Below are 19984 nucleotides of genomic sequence, written 5' to 3'. Positions count from 1 at the left end.
AGTAGGCTCAATAATCCAAAATCGGATTACTGAGCCTACTTGCCTTAATGCTCGAAAGCTGAGCATATTTTTTTCCACTCTGTTATTTTATTGTTCAGATAAAGCACGTTTAGGAAGAACTAGGTTTAATAAAATACCTACGATCGTAGCAACACCAATACCTGTGAATTGGAAAGTTCCAATCTTTAAGTAGGCATTACCGATACCGATAACTAGAATTGCAGATGCAATCATTAAATTGTGCTTTTTGTTAAAGTCAACTTTGTTATCAACCAAGATTCTTAAACCACTAGATGCGATAACACCGAATAATACAAAACTGATACCGCCAATTACTGGTCCGGGAATTGTTTGAATCAAAGCACTTAATTTACCGACAAATCCAAATAGTGCGGCAAAGACAGCGGCACCAATGATTACGTAAACACTAAAAATCTTATTAACAGCCATAACACCAATGTTTTCACCATATGATGTTATTGGTGGACCACCGACTAAACCAGCAAAGATGGAAGCTGTACCATCACCAGCAAGTGTTCTGTGTAGTCCAGGATTCTTGAAAAAGTTTCTATGTGTTAATTCGTCAAGCACCATAATGTGTCCTAGATGTTCAGCCATAGTAACAAATGCTATCGGGGCAAAACTTAGGATCGCGTCCCAATAGATTTTTTTAGGAGTATAACTTATAAATGGAAATTCAAAGTTTGGTAATTGGAACCAAGGTGTTGAAATTACCTTTGAAAAGTCAACGATACCAAAGGCAACAGAGATAATATATCCACAAACGATACCTAAGAGGATCGCAATGTTACTCCAAAATCCTTTAAAATACATATTGAATAATACCGTTAAGAATAAAGTGATCATAGCTATAATGAAGTATTTTAAATCGTAGTGCCCGTTGTTCATCATAGCGTTGTCAGCCGCATTACCCGCAACTGATAGTCCAATAACAATGATGATTGGGCCAACAACGATTGGTGGTAATGCCTTGTCGATCCAATCAGAACCGATGAATGCAATCATTAGGGCAACTATTAAGTAAACAAGACCAACGGCGATTGTACCTTGAGCTACTCCAGCATATCCGGCTGTTTTCATTAAAGCGATACTTGGAACAATGAATGAAAAACTAGAACTCATATAGGCAGGAATTCTACCTTTTGTAATTAAAATATGAAGAATTGTACCGATACCGGAACTGAATAATGCGATACCGGGATCTAGTCCAATTAGCAATGGTACTAATACTGTTGCACCAAACATTGAGAATAAGTGCTGTAATGATAAGAGCCACCAGCTACCTAACGGTGGACGCTCGTATAAATCAATGACCGCGTCAGGATTTCGATAATTCTTGTCGTTTGTATCCAAAATAATATCCTCCTGTATTTTAATCCGGTAACTTGGGTAATGCAGCTGTGCGCTTTGCTTCTGAAACGAGCTACGAAAGGACAAACCTCTGTGCTTGCTACAAACAATGATTATGGCAAAAACCGCCATCATCATTGTTCTAGGCAATGCTCAAGGTTTGAGCGTCCTTTCTCCGCTCTCTTATTTGAAACGAGCTGCGCAAAACAACTCTCTGCGCTTACTACGACCATCAATCGCACCAACTGCGTTGGCACAATCACTGTTCTAGGTAATGCTCAAGAGCTGACCGTTTTGCTCCGCTCTCTGCAAAAAAAAAGTCCTCTATCCCGTGTGTATGCAAACGAAATAAAAGACATAAGTGAACCTTTTTAGCCTCACGGGACCAAAGTTAAAGGACTGTTTAATTTTCTTAACTATAATAAAGTTGAAAACTAATGTCAACAATGGAATACTAAAAAAGTAAAGATAAAGCGTTAACAAATAGTTAGGAGTAGATACTTTTTATGGTGGAATTATACGTTGTAAGGCATGGAGAGACCGACTCTAATTCACAGAAAAGGCTTAATGGTGGTTTGACTGATTTGCCTTTAAATGATGTTGGTGTTGCACAGGCTGAAAGATTATCGAAGGAAATCAATATTGAGGATTTCGATGAAATATATACTAGTCCGTTGATTAGGGCTAAACAAACTGCTGAGATTTTGAATCATGGTGTTCATGATGTTAAAGTGGATGAACGATTGATCGAAGCAAGGTATGGTAGTTGGGATGGCGCTAGCGAAGCAGAATTGATGTCTGAATATCCAGAAGTGTTTGATGAGAATGAATTTCTTTTTCCAGAATATAAGAAATATGTCTCTGATGGAGAAGACTATGATGATGTTTACAAGCGTGTTGATGAATTTATCAGTGATATGTCCAAAAAAGGTGATAAGAAAATAATGGCTGTTTGTCATGGATTTATTAGTCGTTCTTTTCTAAAAGTGATAACTGGTGCCCAAAATATTTCGGCAATCGTTCAACCTGATAATGCGGGTGTATCTAAATATCGACTTAGCAAATCAGGTACGAGATTCTTAACATATTATGGCCGTCAAACGGATATAGATTAGAGGGTAAATAATGGGATTAACTAATAAAGTTCCAGAAAAGGACGTTGAAAATACGTTTAATTCAATTGCCGATAATTATGACAAATTGAATTCTATTATGAGTTTAGGAACTCATAACAAATGGCGAAAAAAAGCTACTGATATGATAGATAATCATCCAAGGAGAATTTTGGATCTTTGTTGTGGAACAGCCGATTGGACGATTCTTTTAGGAAATAAATTTCCTGAAGCCAAAATTTCTGGAGTTGATTTTAGTCAGGAAATGTTAAGGATCGGACAGTCCAAAGTAGCTAAATCAAAATTGGAAAATGTTGAACTATTAGCAGGAGATGCAATGAATTTGAATTTTCCAGATCAAACTTTTGACGTTGTAACAATTGGATTTGGACTACGTAACGTTCCCGATGCTAATAAAGTATTAAAAGAAATATATCGTATTTTGAAGCCAGGTGGAGAGATCATTTGCCTAGAAGCTTTTAAAGTTGAGACACCAGTTATTCGATTGGGCTGGAAAGTTTATTTTGATAAAATCATGCCAATGATGGGGAAGGTATTTGCCTCAAAAAAGGATGAGTATCAGTATTTAGACGATTCAGTTAATAAGTTCGTCAGTATTTCTAAGCTAGTTGAGATGTATCACAATGCTGGTTTTATTGACGTTCGTGTTGAGAATTTGATGTTGAAGTCGGCAGCTGTACATTTTGGTAAAAGAGCGTAAACATACATGTTCAGCTTTCGAGCATTAAAGTAAACTAGCCCAACAATCCGGAGGATTGCTGGGCTAGTTTACTTTAAGCGGAAAAAGCTATGTATGTTTACGCGTTTAAGCTGCATGTTTGAGATAAGTAGAAGCAACAATCCAAAGGATTGCTGGGCTAGTTTATTTTAAGCGGAAAAAGCTATGTATGTTTACGCGTTTAAGCTGCATATTTGAGAAAAGTAGAAGCAACAATCCGAAGGATTGCTGGGCTGGTTTACTTTAAGCAAAAAAGCTATGTATGTTTACGCGTTTAGGCTGCATATCATACATACTTAAATTTTACTTTTACCAGCATGATGACTTAAAAACCAGGCTGGAATAACAGCTATAAGAGTCATGATAACTGTAAAAATGAAAGCTCCTTGATATGCGGAATTTAAATGTGCTGGAGTAATTATTTCGCCATTTAATTGGTTTTGGATACAAGTGGCCAACAAAGCAGTTCCAAAAGCTCCGCCAATATTTTGAAGCATTCGTGATGCAGTAGTTGCTTCAGATACTAGTTCAATAGGGACACCGGTATATGCATCAGACATAATAGGTATAGTCATACCACCTTGAGCAATTCCTCTTATAAATAGTGTTATTAAGATAGCCCAATCTGATGTTTTAGCATTGAAGAAAGCAAATGGTAAAGTACCGATGACAGCAATGATGATCGATATTAAAACGACCCAACGTGCGCCAATTTGGTCAGTTAATTTACCAATTTGACTACGTGCAATAAGTAAACCTAATCCTTGTGAGATTAAATAAGTACCTGACATAATAACGCTTAAACCTCTGATGTTTTGTAGGTATAGAGGTAAGAGAAACATTGCGCCATTAACGGTCAAACCTGATAATAATAGTAAAATACTTGAGGCAGTAAAGCTTTTAAACTTAAATAATTTTAGACTAACGAGTGCTTTTTTAGGGAAAATAGCTGCGTATATTACGTAACTTAGTAAAAGAACTAATCCTAATAAAATAGGTCCGATGACGTTAAAATTAGTGAATTTTCCACTTGTGCTTAATTTGGTTATACCAAGGATCAGTGATGTAAATGCACCACCTAAAAGCATGATACTTGGCCAATCAAAACTATGTTTAGTATTTTTAGGAGCAAAAGTTGGCATCGTAAAATAAATTAAGAGTAGTGAAGCTATAGCAATGGGAATATTAACGTAAAAAATCCAGTGCCAATTTAGATTTTTAATAATAAATCCACCAAAAGTTGGTCCTAGAATAGGAGCTAATACGGCTGGCAAACCGATTATTGCCATAATACTGCCAAGCCCTTTACTTCCTGCTGCTCTAACTACAAGAGTAGAGATGATCGAAATGATAACTCCGGCTCCAATTCCTTGGATTATTCGACCAATAATTAAAACATTAATAGAATTAGATAAACCAGAAACAATTGAACCACCTAGAAATATTGCAAGAGCAGATAAATAAATATTTTTCCCACTAAAACGATCGACAGCCCAACCTGCGATTGGAACAACGATTCCTAGTGCTAAAATATAACTAGTTGTTATCCATTGTACCAAGTTGACGGAACTATTAAGATCTTTCATGATTGTATTTATAGCAACATTTGTCATTGTTGTATCAAGCATTGGTGCTAGTGCACCAAGTACTAAAATTATCGAGATCTTGATTATGGATGAGCGGTTATTAGAAGTACTGTTTGTTAATTGCATACAAAACACCTCGAATTTCAAATATTAAGATACTAGAGTTTCTTAATATTTGAAATAGTATACCGTAGTATCTTAAAATGCAAGAAATGGAGCACATTATTTTGTCAAAATTAAGTTCAGAACACTCAACACGCCGTCGTGGCAAGGAATTAGAAGATGCAGTTTTATCTGCCGCATGGGATTTAGTAAATGAGGTAGGATACAAAGATTTTACCATGTCAGAAGTTGCTAAAAGAGCTGATGCTGCTAAGCCAGTCCTATATCGCAGATGGTCTGAAAAATCGGAGTTAGTTGCTAGTGCCATAATAAAATTCGGACCTAAAATCGATGTTACAATTCCTGATACTGGTTCTTTGCGCGGAGACCTTATTAAATTGTTTGGTCAATTGACAGTAGTATTTGATACCTTTGGAACTGATAAACTTCGTGGATTATTAGCGGATAGATTGAAAACTATACCACTAGATAAAATATTAAGTGCAACAAGTGACGAGAATAAATTTACGGATATGGTTTCTAAAGTTTTAAAACAAGCCGATAAACGTGGAGAATTGAATTTTTCTAATCTATCAAAAAGAGTTTTGAATTTACCGGGTTTATTACTGATCAATGAAGTTATTTCCAATGAAACTTTAAATAAAGATGTGATAGTTAATATAGTTGATCAAATTTTAGTTCCGGTATTTTTAGGCCAAAAAAAAGCTGCCGACAACGATTAAGTTGTCCGACAGCTTTTTAATTTTATTTATAAAAGGGAAAAAGAACATTCTGGGGAGGAATGTTCTTTTTATATTTTTAGGGGATTAAATATATGTTATAGGGGGGATGAGAAGAGAAATACTTTATGTATCTCTCATCTACAATTACTAATATACAGGCAAAGTGTGAATCAAATATATGTAAAATGTGAAGAAAATGTGAATTTTACTATTTTTGTATATAAACCTCTATTTTATTCAGAATATTGATGTTAGTTAACTAACATATACTGATTTGCTACCACTTACGTAAATGTTAGTTAACTAACATATACAACTTTTACTAATTTTTGCTGTGGAACTGGTTCTATGCTTTATAGTAATAATAGAGGTGATAAAATGGCAAATATTCGTGATGTAGCTAAGGCTTCTGGACATTCAGTATCTACTGTATCAAGGGTACTTAATCAAAAAGGATATGTTTCTGAGCAAACTAAGTCAGAGATTTTATCTGCAATGGAAAAATTAAACTATCATCGAAATGATTTGGCACGTGCTCTTAGTTTGGGAAAGTCTTATCGTATTGGAGTGATCTTGCCATATATAAATCATCCATATTTCCAAAAGTTAGCTGACGCAATAGCTGAAAAGGCCTTGATGGAAAATTATCAAGTAACGTTACTACCAACTAATTATGACTCCAAGTATGAAATGAAGTATTTAGATATGTTAAAGCATCGTGCTTTTGATGGTTTGATCTTTACCTCAAGAGCCATTTCATTCAGTCAAATTATTAAGTATCGAAGTTTTGGTGGTTTAGTTTGTTGTGAGGATACTTTTGATTATCCTTTATCATGTGCTTTTACAGACAGAAAAAAATCATTTGGAAATGTTTTAAAAATTTTAAAGGATGCTGGATATTCGCATATTGGATTGACTGTTAGTCGAAGTGAAGTCGTTAGTCAAAGTGCAAAGCTCACAACACAGTCTTATGAGTCTGTTTTTGGTCACGCTATTCCTGAAGGTATGTTATACCGTGATGCTAAGAATATGTATGATGGAATTACTGCAGCTGGCAAATTGGTGGAAAATGATCCTGATTTAGAAGTGATCTTCGCTAATGGTGATCAAATTGCTGCAGGCGCATTAAAAAAGCTTGAAGAAATTAATCATCAAGCTTTAGTTATTGGTCAAGAGAATTTATCAAGTAGTTTCTTACTTGATTTTTCTACGGTTGACCATAGATTAGACAGTATTGGAGAAACTGCGTTTGATTTATTATTTGAAGATAAAATAATTAAAAAGGAAATTCCATCAAGATTTATTGTTCGCGGAGAATTAAGTGAAATAATTCCCAATGAAGACGAAGATCCCTTAGATAAAATTATAGACAAATAAAAAAAGCATCTGGGGAAGATGCTTTTTTTTAGGGGATTAAATATATGTTATAGGGGGGATGAGAAAAGAGAAATTATCAATCTCTTATCTACAATTAATACAGTACAGGCTCGTCATGAAGTAATTATTACAAAAATATGAATAATTTATGAAGACTTCGGCGGGTCTTTTTATTTATAAATTCTCAAGTCCATCAAAAAATAGTTAGGTATTTTTCAATACCATCCCTGTAAGGAATATTACTAATCCCTACAGGAATAGTATAACCTAAATTGATTTTTACTACTACTAACATTACTTAAAATAGTAAAAAAGACGCTCTGGGGAGGAGCGTCTTTTAATAGGGGATTAAATATATGTTATAGGGGATGAGAAGAGGGATATCTTTATCTCTTTTCTACAGTTACTATAATATTCTGATACTATGAATTAATTATTTACAAAATATGAATAATTTGTGAAATTTACATTTATCTTTTCAATTCTATTAGCTTTTAGTATACTAATCTCATAAATTAAAGAGAAGTCGGTCTAGGCTGAAAGCTGGCTATTAAATAATTGGTGTTTTAAAAAAGGTTGCTACCTTTATCAGCACAAGAGGCACGATGCTTTTGCATTGTAAAACTTGGGTGGAACCGCGTATAAGACGCCCCTAGTACTTAACGGGTACTAGGGGCGTATTTTTTTTAATTAAGGAGAGATTCGATGCAGGAAGAAACTGAAAACACACTTTCCCGTTCATTAGGAAGCAGACATATTCAAATGATTGCCATTGGTGGAGCCATTGGTACAGGTCTGTTTTTAGGATCTGGAGATGCCATTCATGAATCAGGTCCTTCAATAATCTTGGCATATATGATTGCCGGAATATTTTGTTTCTTTATGATGCGGGCGATTGGAGAACTATTGTTATCAGATACCAATGAACATTCCTTTTTGGAATTTATCAGAAGGTATTTAGGAGATAGGTTTGAATTCGCTGCTGGCTGGGCATATTGGTTATGTTGGATAACCGTTGCTATGGCCGATTTAACGGCGTCGGGTATTTATATTAGATATTGGTTTCCAGAAGTTCCGCAATGGCTTTCTGCCTTAGTAATATTGATATTGTTATTTGCAATGAATTTTGTCGACGTGAAATTGTTTGGAGAAATGGAATCAGGATTTTCAACCATTAAAGTTGTCGCCATTATTTTACTTGTCGTTATAGGATTTGGAATGGCTATATTCCGTTTTCCTGTTGATGGCGGTGGCAATGCTAGCTTTAGTAATCTGTTCAATCAAGGTGGATTTTTCCCTACAGGATTTGAGGGCTTTGTTACATCATTTCAAATGGTTATCTTTGCCTTTGTAGGAATTGAGATGGTCGGCATAACGGCGGGTGAAACTAGTGATCCAGAAGTTAACTTGCCAAAAGCTATCAATAGTTTGCCAATTAGAATTGGGTTGTTTTATGTTGGTTCAATGATCGCTATTATGAGCGTCTATCCTTGGGATAAAATCACTACAACCGCTAGTCCGTTCGTACAAGTTTTCTCAGGTATAGGGATTAAAGGTGCAGCCGGTATTTTGAACTTCGTAGTTTTAACGGCTGCTCTATCAGCAACAAATAGTTGCTTATTCAGTACTAGTCGTACATTGTATTCTTTGAGTTTAAAAGGAAACGCTCCCAAAAAATTTAATATAATCGGTAAAAATGGTGTACCACTTTGGGCATTAATATTTTCAGCAGCCGCATTATTAGTGATAGTTATATTAAACTTCTTTATTCCATCAGATGTTTTCGGAATAATTGCAACAGTTTCAACGATCAACTTTATTATCATCTGGATGATTTTGATCTTTTGTCATTTATTATATAGAAAGAAACATCCAGAAGGCACAAAAGCATTTTTGATGCCGTTATATCCTTTTAGTAACTATTTAAGTTTATTATTCTTTGGATCCATCTTGGTTTTATTACTTTTTCTAAAATCAACTAGAATACCAATGTTAGTAACAATAGCATTTTGGATAGTGCTGTTAGTTATCTATGGAAAGAGAACAATCAAAAAAGCCTAAATTTAAATAATAATGTAAAGGAGACTTTACAACCACCAAAAAAACGTGCTATTCTTTTTTTAACTTAATACTTAGGATTTTAAAAAGAAGAAGTACTAATTACTTAATTTTCAGTGAGTTAAGGATAGTGTGAACTTAACATGCGAGTATTTACGAATAACATCTTTTTACATCGGCCTGAACCAATAGTAGGGTTTGACGTATGTGACACGTTATAGTCATAAAGCATGTTTGTGCTTGTTTGAGATGTTTTCGGAAGAAAACAAATTTGGGTGGTACCGCGAATGACTTTCGTCCCTTTTACCGAGGGATGGGGGTCATTTTTTAGTTGCCCTTAACGTCTGCGACGTTTAGGGCAACTTATGCGAATGGCCAGAGGCCATCCGCGAACCGATTGTTTTTTATGCCAGTGACGTTTAGGGCAACTTATGCGAATGGTCGAAAGACCATCCGCGACCCGATTGTTTTATAATGCTAGTGGCATTTAGGGCAACTTATGTGAATGGTTATTAATTTCAAAGTAGTTTTTAAAATCCTAAGTTTTTGCATTAAGGGTAACCTACATTAATGTGTTTTTAGGTTTTTGATTTTATATATATGGTACGCGGACGTCTTTAGACGTTCGCATAATTTGCCCTAAACGTCGTAGACGTTAAGGGCAACTAAAAGGAGAAATTCGTAATGGAAAAAGTTTTAGCAAAAGATTTATTCACTAAAGAATTTAAAGATGGTGAAGAAATCACCATTGAAGGTTGGATCAGAACTATCAGAGGTTCAAAGAAAATTGGTTTTATTGAAGTTAATGACGGTTCATTTTTAAAAAATGTTCAAGTTGTTTTTAGCAACGATCTTGAAGACTTTGATGAAATCAAAAAGTTTCCAATCAGTACAACAATCGAAGTAGTTGGGGAACTAGCTTTGACACCAGGTGCACAACAACCATTTGAAATTCATGCTACAGCGGTTAAAGAATTAGGTACATCTGATAGTGATTACCCATTACAAAAGAAGGCACATACTTATGAGTACTTAAGAACTATTGCTCATTTGCGCCCTAGAACTAATACTTTTTATTCAATCTTTAAAGTACGTTCATTAGCATCATTTGCTATTCATGAATACTTACAACATCACGGATTTTCATACATCCAAACACCTATTATCACAAGTAGTGATGCTGAAGGTGCTGGTGAAATGTTCCAAGTTACAACTTTAGATATGAATAATGTTCCAAAAACTGATGAAGGTAAAGTTGATTACAACGAAGACTTCTTCAAAAAAGAAACTAACCTTACAGTTAGTGGACAACTTGAAGTTGAGGCTTTTGCCTTGGCCTTAAGAAATGTATATACATTTGGACCAACATTTAGAGCTGAAAACTCACATACTGGTCGTCATGCTTCAGAATTCTGGATGATCGAACCTGAAATGGCTTTTGCCGATATGCAAGATGAAATCAACGTTTCTGAAGAGTTGTTGAAATATGTTGTTCAATATGTATTCGACCATGCTAAAGAAGAGATTCAATTCTTAAACGATAATATAGATGAACATTTGATTGAAAGATTATCAAATACCGTTTCAGAAGATTTTGCTCAAATTACTTATACAAAAGCTATTGAATTACTTGAAAAAGCTGATGTTGATTTTGATGTTCCAGTTAGTTGGGGACTTGATCTTGAATCAGAACATGAACGTTATCTAAGTGAAAAGGTCTTTGGTAAGCCAGTATTCTTAACAGACTATCCAAAAGACTTCAAAGCTTTCTATATGCGTGCAAATGATGATGGCAAGACAGTTGCTGCTGCTGATTTACTTGTCCCAGAAATTGGTGAGTTGATCGGTGGATCACAACGTGAAGAAAGACTTGATGTTTTGGAAGAAAAAATCAAAGATTTCGGTTTAAATTCAGACGAATACAAATGGTATCTTGAATTACGTAAGTATGGTGGCACAGTTCACTCAGGATTTGGTATCGGATTTGAAAGACTAGTTATGTACTTAACAGGTATGAAGAATATTCGTGACGTCATTGCATACCCAAGAACACCAGGAAACGCTGAATTTTAATATAGAGAGTGTGACAACACATGGTCAGCTTTCGAGCATTAAAGTAAATAAAGTAGGTAATCCAACTGGATTACCTACTTTATTTGATTTAAGCAAAAAAAGCTATGTGTTGTCACACGTTTATGCCGCATATTTAAGTTTTTTCTTAGGGTTAAGGGTTTATGTTGATAAATGATATAATCATTAGCGTTAATTCAATAAAAATTTAATATGAACTAGAAATATAAATCATCTTCGATAATCAATTTGAGTAAAAATGGAGGATCATATGTCAGCAAGTAAGACAGAAAAAGATATAGTAGATTTTGCTAAACCAGTTCATCGACAATTAGATCAGTATAAAGTTCCACAGATTAAGGCAGTGTTAGAACTGTTGAATGAAGGGAATACTGTACCCTTTATTGCCCGTTATCGAAAAGAACGTACTGGTACCCTAGATGAAGTCGCAATTCGTGAAATCGAAGATGAAGCGCACCGATTGATGAAATTAGATCAACGCCGTGAAGATGTAATGAATTTGATCCAAGAGCAAGGTAAGTTAACACCTAAATTGAAGAATCAGTTTGAGCAAGCGACAGTATTACAACAAGTAGAAGATTTATATCTTCCGTATAAACAAAAAAAGCAAACCAAGGCTAGCATTGCTAGAGAAGCAGGTCTAGAGCCTTTAGCAAATTGGTTATTGAGCTTCCCATCAGATAATTTGAATGATAAGGCAAGTTCTTTCATAGATTCCAGTAAAAATCTGCCTGATTTAGAATCCGTTTGGACCGGGGTTAATGAAATTTTGGCTGAGAAATTCAGTGAAAAAGCTAACTTCCGTGAATGGATAAGAAGATATACTTGGCGAAATGGTGAGTTGACTAGCAAAATTAAGCGTAATGCCAAAGAAAAAGACGAAAATCAAACTTATGAAACATATTATGACTTCCAACAATCTTTGAAGCAGATTCCACCATATCGAATTTTGGCAATCAATCGTGGCGAACATGAAAAAATATTAACAGTTGGTATTTCAGTCGATACTGATGCAATTTTGAATTATGGATATTCTCAAATAATAGGTAAAAGGCAAGGACCGGCTGTTGAAAAGGTAGAGAATGCTTTTGCAGACGCGTATAAACGATTTTTAGGCCCATCTATCGAAAGAGAAATTCGTCGTAAGCTGTCTGATCAAGCAAATGAACATGCAATTAAAGTTTTTGGTAATAACTTATATCATCTTTTAATGGCATCACCGCTAAAAGGTAAAGTGGTCATGGGATTTGATCCGGCCTATCGTACTGGATGTAAATTGGCGATAATGGATGCCAACGGTCGTTTTTTGGCTAAGCAAGTAATTTATCCACATAAGCCAGCAAGTGCAGAAAAAAGAGCCGCTGCAAGTGCAGAATTTAAGAAGTTGCTTGAAGACTATCAAGTTGAAATGATTGCTATCGGTAATGGAACTGCCAGTCGAGAATCAGAAGAATTTGTTAGTGAGATTTTAAAGACTTTAAAACGTCCAGTTTATTATGTAATTGTTAATGAAGCAGGGGCTTCAGTTTATTCAGCAAGTGAAAATGCCCGTAAAGAATTTGGTGATCTGCATGTTGAAGAACGTTCGGCAATTAGTATTGGTCGTAGATTACAAGACCCTCTAGCTGAGTTGATCAAAGTTGATCCTAAAGCAATCGGTGTAGGTCAGTACCAGCATGATGTACCGGAAAAAGATTTAGATGAACAATTAGACCGAGTGGTAGAAACAGCGGTAAATCAAGTTGGAGTTAACGTTAATACAGCTAGCCCTGAATTGTTGACTCATATTTCTGGATTGAATACCACTACGGCCAAGAATATTGTTAATTTTAGAAATGATAAAGGTACTTTTAACGACCGTAAATCTTTAAAATCGGTTCCACGATTAGGACCTAAAGCCTACCAACAATCAGTGGGATTTTTGAGAATCATATCTGGAGACAATCCTTTAGACAATACTGATATTCATCCAGAAAGTTATGCGGCTACATTAAAATTGTTAGCTGGAATCGGAATGTCCACTGACATGATCGGTACGGATGAAATTCAGCAGAATTTAATGAAATTGAATAAAGCCGAGTGGGCTCAAAAATTAGATATTGGTGAAGAAACTTTGACCGATATTATGGAAGGTTTAAGTAAGCCAGGACGAGATCTTCGTGATAGCATGCCTGCACCGCTACTTAGACAAGATGTGTTGAGTATTTCTGATCTTAAACCCGGGATGGAACTTCAAGGTACCGTTCGCAATGTAATTGATTTTGGCGCATTCGTTGATATTGGAGTAAAGCAGGATGGATTAGTTCATATTTCGCAACTGGCAGATCGATATGTTAGTGATCCAAGTACAGTGGTTACAATTGGTGATATTGTGACTGTTTGGGTATTAAGTGTCGATGAAGTTCGCAATCGTATTCAATTGACGATGAGAAAAGATCACAATATTAATGAAAAAGCTTAGATTGTAATAAAAAAAGAAATCGCATATGCGGTTTCTTTTTTTGATTAAATATTAACTTACTTTAATGAATTGATTTGTGGAAACTCTGTAATAGTCGGTTCCATTAATAGTAGCAATTCTATCAGTCTTATAAGAACCTGATTTTAAAGTTTTACCAGTGTCAGTGCCATAATCATCATAGATTTCAGTACCATCAGTATTCACAACTTTATTTGAAATTGGTTTATATGGATAAACATTGTCGGAACTTACAAATTCATTGGTGGAGACACGATAATATTTAGTTCCAGAAATGTCTATAAAGCGATCCGTCTTCCAATCACTTGAAGCACGTAGACCACGGTTACTTTCTACATTTTTAAAGTTAACTAATTTAGCAAACTTGTCGTTATGTACAGAAACGTATGAATCTTCGTACTTAAATGGATAAACATCACTAGCTTTTACCCAAGCATTGGTAGAAACACGGTAATATGTTACACCGTTAAGAACTAATTGCTTATCACTTTGCCAATCTGAGTTTTTGGCTAAAGCATAGGCAGGTAGTAGTTCACCTTTACTGTTATATAGTGGAACGGTTTTTTCACCAGTAGCGATAACTTGCTTGTTATCAGTTATAGTTCCTGTATCAACATTTCCGCCATTGTTATTATTGTTATTGCCGGAATTTCCTGAATCTCCGGAATCCGTTTTCTTATAAACAGCATTGATAGAGAGTGGATTCTTCCCACTGTTACTATCTTGATACATAGGAACGGATTTTGTTGAACCGTCAACGAGTGCATCTTTTTTAGTCATTGAATTAGTTATTTCAGATGACAAAATGCTATTTAAATCAGTATCTGAACTCTTGCTACCTTTTGTGTAGTCTGTTAGAGGTTCTTCTGTACCATTTATAGTTATAGTTGATTTATCTAAATCCAATTCCTGGCTAGGGAAGTCGATATTTTTGTATGAATAATCAGTGTCATTCACAGGAATAGTAAAGGATTTGTCTGAAGTTGTACCATTTTCATCAGTTATATTTACGTTTATTTTGACAGGATCTAATTTCTTTAATTTAACGGGGATAGCATGGGCTGTTGAGTCATGTGCTGGAATAGTAATAGTATTTGTTGGGTCTTCAGTTTTATCTGCTTCATAACCTGAGAAATAAAGGTTGTTTTCGCTAGGATTGTATTTTCCAGTAAATGAGTTAACAATGTCTACATTTGAGTTCTCATCAAAAGTAGTAGTACCAGCATTGTTGTTTTCGTCACCGTATAAGACTTTTGTGGTATCGTCTGCATCAACATATTGTAGGTACATTTTTGTCTTGTAGCTTTTTACTACTGGGACCCAAGTTATAGTTTCACTTGGTCTGTGAAAATTTATATCAAGAAAATATGTTTGCATTAAATCATCGGCTGATCTAGTCGTTGAACCATCGGTATCGTCGGATTGTTTCCAATTTTCATAGGTCGTAGTATCAGTGGATATTGTATTGGGCAGGCCGACATTTCCGTTACTACCCTTCAAAACATTATTTTGACTTAAAGTTAATGATTCTAGTTTGGTATCACCTGATAGCATATTTTGTATACCTGCGTCATTTGCGTAAGTCATGTTAAGTACAGACAAGTCCAATGAAGTTAATGAATAATCATTAGCAAACATATAAGAGAAATCTTTTATTTTATCCGTATCCAAATAATTTAAATTTTCAATAGTTTTAAGATTTGAATAGCCAGCAAATATTTTATTTAAATTACCAGCAGTAGTTTTATCATTAAATACTATTTTACTTATCTTAGTTATATCTACACCTGTAACGTCCTTCCAACCAGTATAGTTGGGTGATAAAGTACCGCCGTCAATATATAGAACTAAATTATTTTTGTCGCCATTTATTGCATATATAGACCATTGTAAAGCATCCCAATCAGGATCACTTTGACCTAATAAAACATCATTAGTATTACTGTCATCACTAGTAGTAGCAGCAAAAACATTAGTAGGGTGAGTAATAGCAATTGTTCCACCAGCTATTAATGCGGACATTAATAATAAAGTTGTTCCGGTTTTATACATTATATTCTTCATTAGGATCCCTTCTCTCTGACTTAATTATTAAAAAATTAATGAATAAATACAACAAAAAAGTGTAAAAAAAAAGAAACCGCCTAAGCGATTTCTTTTAAATATTAGTCAATTTCGATATGATGTTCTGAATTTTTCTTTTCTTCAATCTTTGGAAGAATAATCTTCAATACACCATTATCATATGTTGCATTGATATTATTTTCATCAACTGCGGGTAGATGATATTGTCTTGTGAAGCGGCCGCCTGAACGTTCGTTCATAATCATATCACCGTTTTTATCTTCGTGATCATTGAAACTGTCACGATGTCCGCTAATTGTTAAAGTGTTGTTTTGATAATTGATATCAATGTTCTTTTTGTCGAATGCTGGCATATCTACATGTAATTCGTAGTTCTTGTCAGATTCCTTAATATCTGTTTTTAGTGTATCTGTTGTTGGAATGTTATCTCCAAAAAATGTTGGGAAATTGCTCCATTGGTCATTAAACCAGTTTCTCATAATGTCATTAGGACGATCCATAATTTCGTTTGTCATAAATCTCATTACTTCCTTTCCTCATTACAAATACATTGTAGTACCTGCTGAGGGGAGAATTCAAATATTTAGCACTCTAAAGTTGGGAGTGCTAAATATTATTTTTTATGGAGGTTATTTGGTTCGAAATATTTTTGAAGTGAGCCGATTACTAGGTCAGTAATAACGGCCATTAATGCAGTTGGTAAAGCACCAGCTAAAATAAGTGGGGCTCCATCAGTAGCATTTGTTCCACGAATTATCATATCACCAAGTCCACCAGCACCAACGAAGGCACCGATAGCTGTATTTCCGATAGCAACGACCATAGCAGTTCTAATACCTGACATAATGACAGACATTGCTAGTGGAAGTTTTACCATATATAGCAACTGTAATCCTGTCATACCCATACCTTTGGCAGAATCGATAATATTTGGGTCGACATTTTTCATACCAGTATAGGTATTTTTTAAAATAGGTAGAATTGAATATAAGAAAATTGTGACAATTACAGTGTTTGCACCTAATCCTAACACCAGCATGACAATTGATAACATGGCTAGGGATGGAATAGTTTGAATAACATTAGCGACACTGATAATAAAGTCACCTAATCGATAATGGTTAGCAATATAAATTCCTAGAGGAATTCCAATAACGGCAGCTAATAAAACTCCGTAGAACGAAATTAAAAAGTGGCGACCGAATTGTTGCAAGATATAAAGTCCATTATGTGTGAAATAAAAAATCAATTGATTCCACAACGGCTGATCAGCCATTATTTATCACCTCTGAAGTAATTATTTTTAACTAAGAATTGATGTGCAACTTCAGAAGGTTCTCGTAAGTTGTTATCAACTTCATAGTTCATGCTTTGCATTTGAGATAATGAGATATTTCCATCTAAACGATGAAGTAGTGGTTTAAGTTTTGGATGATTTCTTAAGATCTGATTATTAACAACCATACTTACATCATATGGTGGGAAGAATTTCTTATCGTCTGGAAGTATTTTTAAGTTATAACTCTTAATACGACCATCAGTGGAATATCCTAGAACAGCGTCCATTTTACCGGCAGCTACAGCGGAATAAACTAGTCCGATTTGCATTGGATAAACACGTTTAAATTCAAAACCATAAGCTTGTGCGAAAGCAGGATAGCCATCATCAGGACGATTTATCCAAATGTTATCAGCACCAATATTTGTTTTTGAGGCGATTTTTTTCATATCGCTGATTTTGTTCAAATGATACTTCTTAGCGGTTTTTTGAGTTACCAACATGTTATATGTATTCGAAAATCCATAAGTTGGGAACCAAGTTTCATCAAATTGCTTCTTATATAGTTTTGTAACTACTCGATTAGCTTTTTTACGATTTTTGATTGCTGGATGATTTAATGTAGTGATCAATTCATTACCAGTAAAGTTCTCAGCAGCAATGTCAGCATCACCGCGCATTAAAGCCTCATGGATCAGTTGTCCGGAACCAAGGTTATTAACTAAAGCTGTTTTATAATGCGTTTCATGAGAAATCAATTGCATGATTATTTCTGAAACGATCATTGATTCAGTAGTAGATAAACTTGCGACTTTAATAGTGTCTTTTGAAGAATCACCAAGTCCAGGCCATCCACAACCTGAAACTGTTAGTAAGGTTAAGAGTGAAATAATGGTAAAAATCTTTTTGAGGAATTTCACTTTTTCACCCCGCTTTTCGTAACAGGAGTGACCTTTTTCTCAAATTTTCCTAAGAGATAGTCGGTTAAAATTGCCAAAATGGACACGGGGATGGTACCACCAATAATTAAAGCAGGATTGTAAAGGTTTAATCCATTGAAAATGAAATCACCAAGTCCACCAGCTCCAATATAAGAAGCTAAAGTTGACCATGAGATAACATAAACAGCTGAAAGTCTGACTCCGGCCATGATGATAGGCATCGCCATTGGTATTTCAACTTTAAAAATTGACTGAGCGGTAGTCATCCCTAATCCCTTAGCAGCATCAATAAGGTTTTTATTGACCTTATTCATTCCAATATATGTATTACGTAAAATAGGTAGTAATGAATAAATAAATAACGCTACGATAGAAGGTAACTTACCGATACCAAAGATCGGGATCATTAGGGTAAGTAGCGCTAGTGAAGGAATAGTTTGTAGCATACTTGAAATCGACATAACGTATTTGGCCGTTTTTTCATATCTGGTCAAAATGATTCCAAGTGGTACAGCAACTAATATTCCTAAGAACAGGGCTAGAGCTGAAATATAAATTTGCTCCCAAGTTTTGATGATTAGTTCAGAACCATGTTGGTTGAGAAAGTTAATCACGATTTATCACTTCCCTTAGCAATTGAAGCGGGAAGCTTGATTTCATCAGGGTTATCTAGCTCTTCTTTACCCCAAATAGCATCGTAAATAATATTTACTAGTGATGCTCTTGTAACAGTTCCAATCAAATAATTATCTTTGTCAACGATAGGAACATATTTATAACCTTGTTTAAGGATTTTTTCACTAGTGTCTCGTAAGTATGAATCTTTTCTGAATTTCATTCTTGTACAATTATAGATGTCACTTACACTAGCATCTTTTGAATATCTTTCATTGATTGTTTCTAGATCAATATAACCTTTTAGCTTATTATCGTCGTCAGTTACTAAAAGATAGTCAACGTGACGCAAACTCATTGTTCTAATAGCTTCAGCTAAGGATTTACCTAAAGTGATTTTAGCGGGGTTAGTCGACATGATATCACTTACTGAGAGCGTATTTTGTTGAGCTTGCAATAGTCTTTCTTCACCCAATAAATCTTTGACAAAGTCGTTTGCTGGGTGTTGCAGGATATTATCCGGCGTATCATCTTGAATTACATGACCGCTATCCATTATTACAATATGGGTGGCTAGTTTTAAAGCCTCATCCATATCATGGGTAACGAAGACAATCGTCTTACCAAGTTCTTCCTGAAGATGTTTGATTAATTCCTGCAAGTCATCACGAGTGATCGGATCTAGCGCACCAAAAGGTTCATCCATTAAAATTAAATCCTGGTCAGCAGCAAGTGCACGGACGACACCGATTCTTTGTTGTTGTCCACCAGATAATTCAGCTGGATAACGATCTAAGTAACTTTCTGGTAAATCAGCTAACTTGATCAACTCATGAGCTTTTTTATCCATTTTTTCTTGTGGCCATTTGAGAAGTTTAGGAACCAGCGTGATATTTTCTTGAATAGTCATATGGGGCATTAATCCGTTGTTTTGAATTACGTATCCGATAGTACGTCTTAATCTAACTGGATCGTAATGTCTGATATTGTGTCCCTTGAATGTGATCTTTCCCTTGCTAGGATCAATCATTCGATTTATCATTCGCATGGTGGTAGTTTTACCAGAACCAGAAGTTCCAATAAAACAAACAAATTCTCCCTCTTTGATGGTTACATTGATGTTTTCAACACCAACGGAACCGCCACGGTATTTCTTTGCTACATTTCTAAATGAAACTATTTCTTTAGCAGTAGACATAAAACCTCCTATAAAATTTAACAACATCTGCTATGATACAATTATAGGAACATTAATTCAAAAGGCTTGCGTCCTAAAAAAAACGCTGAAGTACGCTAAACGTATATATGATAAGGGAACGCCCGGTATGGACAAATTTTAGTTAAATTTAAATGTTCATTCGGACACCCTAAAATAAGGATTTGTTCACTAATATTAAACAAAAAAT

Annotated in this window: 15 protein-coding genes and 1 other annotated feature; of the genes, 7 read left to right on the top strand and 8 right to left on the bottom strand. The window is 35.0% G+C overall.

Going from position 1 to position 19984, the window contains the following annotated elements; translation table 11 throughout:
• Window positions 1-87: 87 nt before the first annotated feature.
• A complete protein-coding gene (locus FC72_RS02030) occupies window positions 88-1374 on the bottom strand; it encodes a uracil-xanthine permease family protein (protein WP_057764268.1) in 1287 nt (428 codons plus the stop codon).
• A 503-nt stretch (window positions 1375-1877) separates the two neighbouring features.
• Between FC72_RS02030 and FC72_RS02025 the strand changes: the two genes are divergently transcribed.
• Both FC72_RS02025 and FC72_RS02020 read left to right on the top strand, forming a co-directional pair.
• Window positions 1878-2486 carry a histidine phosphatase family protein gene (locus FC72_RS02025; protein ID WP_057764266.1) on the top strand — a complete coding sequence of 203 codons (609 nt, stop codon included), beginning with the start codon at window positions 1878-1880 and terminating at the stop codon, window positions 2484-2486.
• A gap of 10 nt (window positions 2487-2496) precedes the next feature.
• Window positions 2497-3204: a demethylmenaquinone methyltransferase gene (locus tag FC72_RS02020; protein ID WP_057764264.1), complete on the top strand. Its 708-nt coding sequence runs from the start codon at window positions 2497-2499 to the stop codon at window positions 3202-3204.
• A gap of 314 nt (window positions 3205-3518) precedes the next feature.
• Here the strand turns inward: FC72_RS02020 and FC72_RS02015 are convergent, their stop codons facing one another.
• Window positions 3519-4934: a DHA2 family efflux MFS transporter permease subunit gene (locus FC72_RS02015; RefSeq protein ID WP_083480717.1), complete on the bottom strand. Its 1416-nt coding sequence runs from the start codon at window positions 4932-4934 to the stop codon at window positions 3519-3521.
• A gap of 101 nt (window positions 4935-5035) precedes the next feature.
• On the opposite strand from FC72_RS02015, the gene FC72_RS02010 reads away from it, so the two are divergent.
• The 5 genes from FC72_RS02010 to FC72_RS01990 all read left to right on the top strand — a co-directional run bounded on the left by FC72_RS02010 (window position 5036) and on the right by FC72_RS01990 (window position 13640).
• Window positions 5036-5653, top strand: coding sequence for a TetR/AcrR family transcriptional regulator (locus tag FC72_RS02010; protein WP_057764263.1), 618 nt, complete (start codon window positions 5036-5038; stop codon window positions 5651-5653).
• 378 nt (window positions 5654-6031) lie between these two features.
• Entirely contained in the window at window positions 6032-7030 is a 999-nt protein-coding gene (locus tag FC72_RS02005; RefSeq protein ID WP_083480715.1) for a LacI family DNA-binding transcriptional regulator, read from the top strand.
• Between the two features lie 705 nt (window positions 7031-7735).
• Complete coding sequence (locus tag FC72_RS02000) at window positions 7736-9091, top strand: amino acid permease (RefSeq protein WP_057764262.1); 1356 nt, start codon at window positions 7736-7738, stop codon at window positions 9089-9091.
• A 70-nt stretch (window positions 9092-9161) separates the two neighbouring features.
• Window positions 9162-9393 (top strand) — a binding site (T-box leader).
• Window positions 9394-9772: 379 nt separating this feature from the next.
• Window positions 9773-11161, top strand: a complete 1389-nt coding sequence (gene asnS, locus FC72_RS01995; RefSeq protein WP_057764261.1) for an asparagine--tRNA ligase — start codon at window positions 9773-9775, stop codon at window positions 11159-11161.
• 268 nt (window positions 11162-11429) lie between these two features.
• Entirely contained in the window at window positions 11430-13640 is a 2211-nt protein-coding gene (locus tag FC72_RS01990; RefSeq protein WP_057764260.1) for a Tex family protein, read from the top strand.
• A 51-nt stretch (window positions 13641-13691) separates the two neighbouring features.
• Here FC72_RS01990 and FC72_RS01985 read toward each other — a convergent pair whose 3' ends face one another.
• The 6 genes from FC72_RS01985 to FC72_RS01960 all read right to left on the bottom strand — a co-directional run bounded on the left by FC72_RS01985 (window position 13692) and on the right by FC72_RS01960 (window position 19776).
• A complete protein-coding gene (locus tag FC72_RS01985; RefSeq protein WP_057764259.1) occupies window positions 13692-15722 on the bottom strand; it encodes an SLAP domain-containing protein in 2031 nt (676 codons plus the stop codon).
• Between the two features lie 101 nt (window positions 15723-15823).
• Entirely contained in the window at window positions 15824-16258 is a 435-nt protein-coding gene (locus FC72_RS01980; RefSeq protein WP_057764449.1) for an Hsp20/alpha crystallin family protein, read from the bottom strand.
• A gap of 98 nt (window positions 16259-16356) precedes the next feature.
• Complete coding sequence (locus FC72_RS01975; protein WP_057764258.1) at window positions 16357-17019, bottom strand: ABC transporter permease; 663 nt, start codon at window positions 17017-17019, stop codon at window positions 16357-16359.
• Complete coding sequence (locus FC72_RS01970; protein ID WP_057764257.1) at window positions 17019-17942, bottom strand: osmoprotectant ABC transporter substrate-binding protein; 924 nt, start codon at window positions 17940-17942, stop codon at window positions 17019-17021. The genes FC72_RS01975 and FC72_RS01970 overlap by 1 nt, the downstream gene beginning before the upstream one ends.
• Window positions 17939-18577: an ABC transporter permease gene (locus tag FC72_RS01965; RefSeq protein ID WP_057764256.1), complete on the bottom strand. Its 639-nt coding sequence runs from the start codon at window positions 18575-18577 to the stop codon at window positions 17939-17941. The genes FC72_RS01970 and FC72_RS01965 overlap by 4 nt, the downstream gene beginning before the upstream one ends.
• Window positions 18574-19776 (bottom strand): betaine/proline/choline family ABC transporter ATP-binding protein, encoded by a 1203-nt coding sequence (locus FC72_RS01960; protein WP_057764255.1) that lies wholly within the window; start codon window positions 19774-19776, stop codon window positions 18574-18576. Before FC72_RS01960 ends, FC72_RS01965 begins: the two co-directional genes overlap by 4 nt.
• Window positions 19777-19984 lie beyond the last annotated feature (208 nt).

The sequence above is a fragment of the Companilactobacillus tucceti DSM 20183 genome (assembly GCF_001434665.1).
GTDB classification, from domain to species: Bacteria; Bacillota; Bacilli; order Lactobacillales; family Lactobacillaceae; genus Companilactobacillus; species Companilactobacillus tucceti.
Note: the sequence above shows the minus strand (reverse complement) of the source record. Positions and strands in the feature narration are given on the sequence as shown.

Excerpts from the sequence above, each read along its gene's own strand:
- FC72_RS01990 (WP_057764260.1), top strand. The coding sequence starts at position 11,430 with ATGTCAGCAAGTAAGACAGAAAAAGATATAGTAGATTTTGCTAAACCA.
- FC72_RS01975 (WP_057764258.1), bottom strand. The coding sequence starts at position 17,019 with ATGGCTGATCAGCCGTTGTGGAATCAATTGATTTTTTATTTCACACAT.
- FC72_RS01980 (WP_057764449.1), bottom strand. The coding sequence starts at position 16,258 with ATGACAAACGAAATTATGGATCGTCCTAATGACATTATGAGAAACTGG.
- FC72_RS02005 (WP_083480715.1), top strand. The coding sequence starts at position 6,032 with ATGGCAAATATTCGTGATGTAGCTAAGGCTTCTGGACATTCAGTATCT.
- FC72_RS02000 (WP_057764262.1), top strand. The coding sequence starts at position 7,736 with ATGCAGGAAGAAACTGAAAACACACTTTCCCGTTCATTAGGAAGCAGA.
- FC72_RS02025 (WP_057764266.1), top strand. The coding sequence starts at position 1,878 with ATGGTGGAATTATACGTTGTAAGGCATGGAGAGACCGACTCTAATTCA.
- asnS (WP_057764261.1), top strand. The coding sequence starts at position 9,773 with ATGGAAAAAGTTTTAGCAAAAGATTTATTCACTAAAGAATTTAAAGAT.
- FC72_RS01985 (WP_057764259.1), bottom strand. The coding sequence starts at position 15,722 with ATGAAGAATATAATGTATAAAACCGGAACAACTTTATTATTAATGTCC.
- FC72_RS02020 (WP_057764264.1), top strand. The coding sequence starts at position 2,497 with ATGGGATTAACTAATAAAGTTCCAGAAAAGGACGTTGAAAATACGTTT.
- FC72_RS02015 (WP_083480717.1), bottom strand. The coding sequence starts at position 4,934 with ATGCAATTAACAAACAGTACTTCTAATAACCGCTCATCCATAATCAAG.
- FC72_RS01960 (WP_057764255.1), bottom strand. The coding sequence starts at position 19,776 with ATGTCTACTGCTAAAGAAATAGTTTCATTTAGAAATGTAGCAAAGAAA.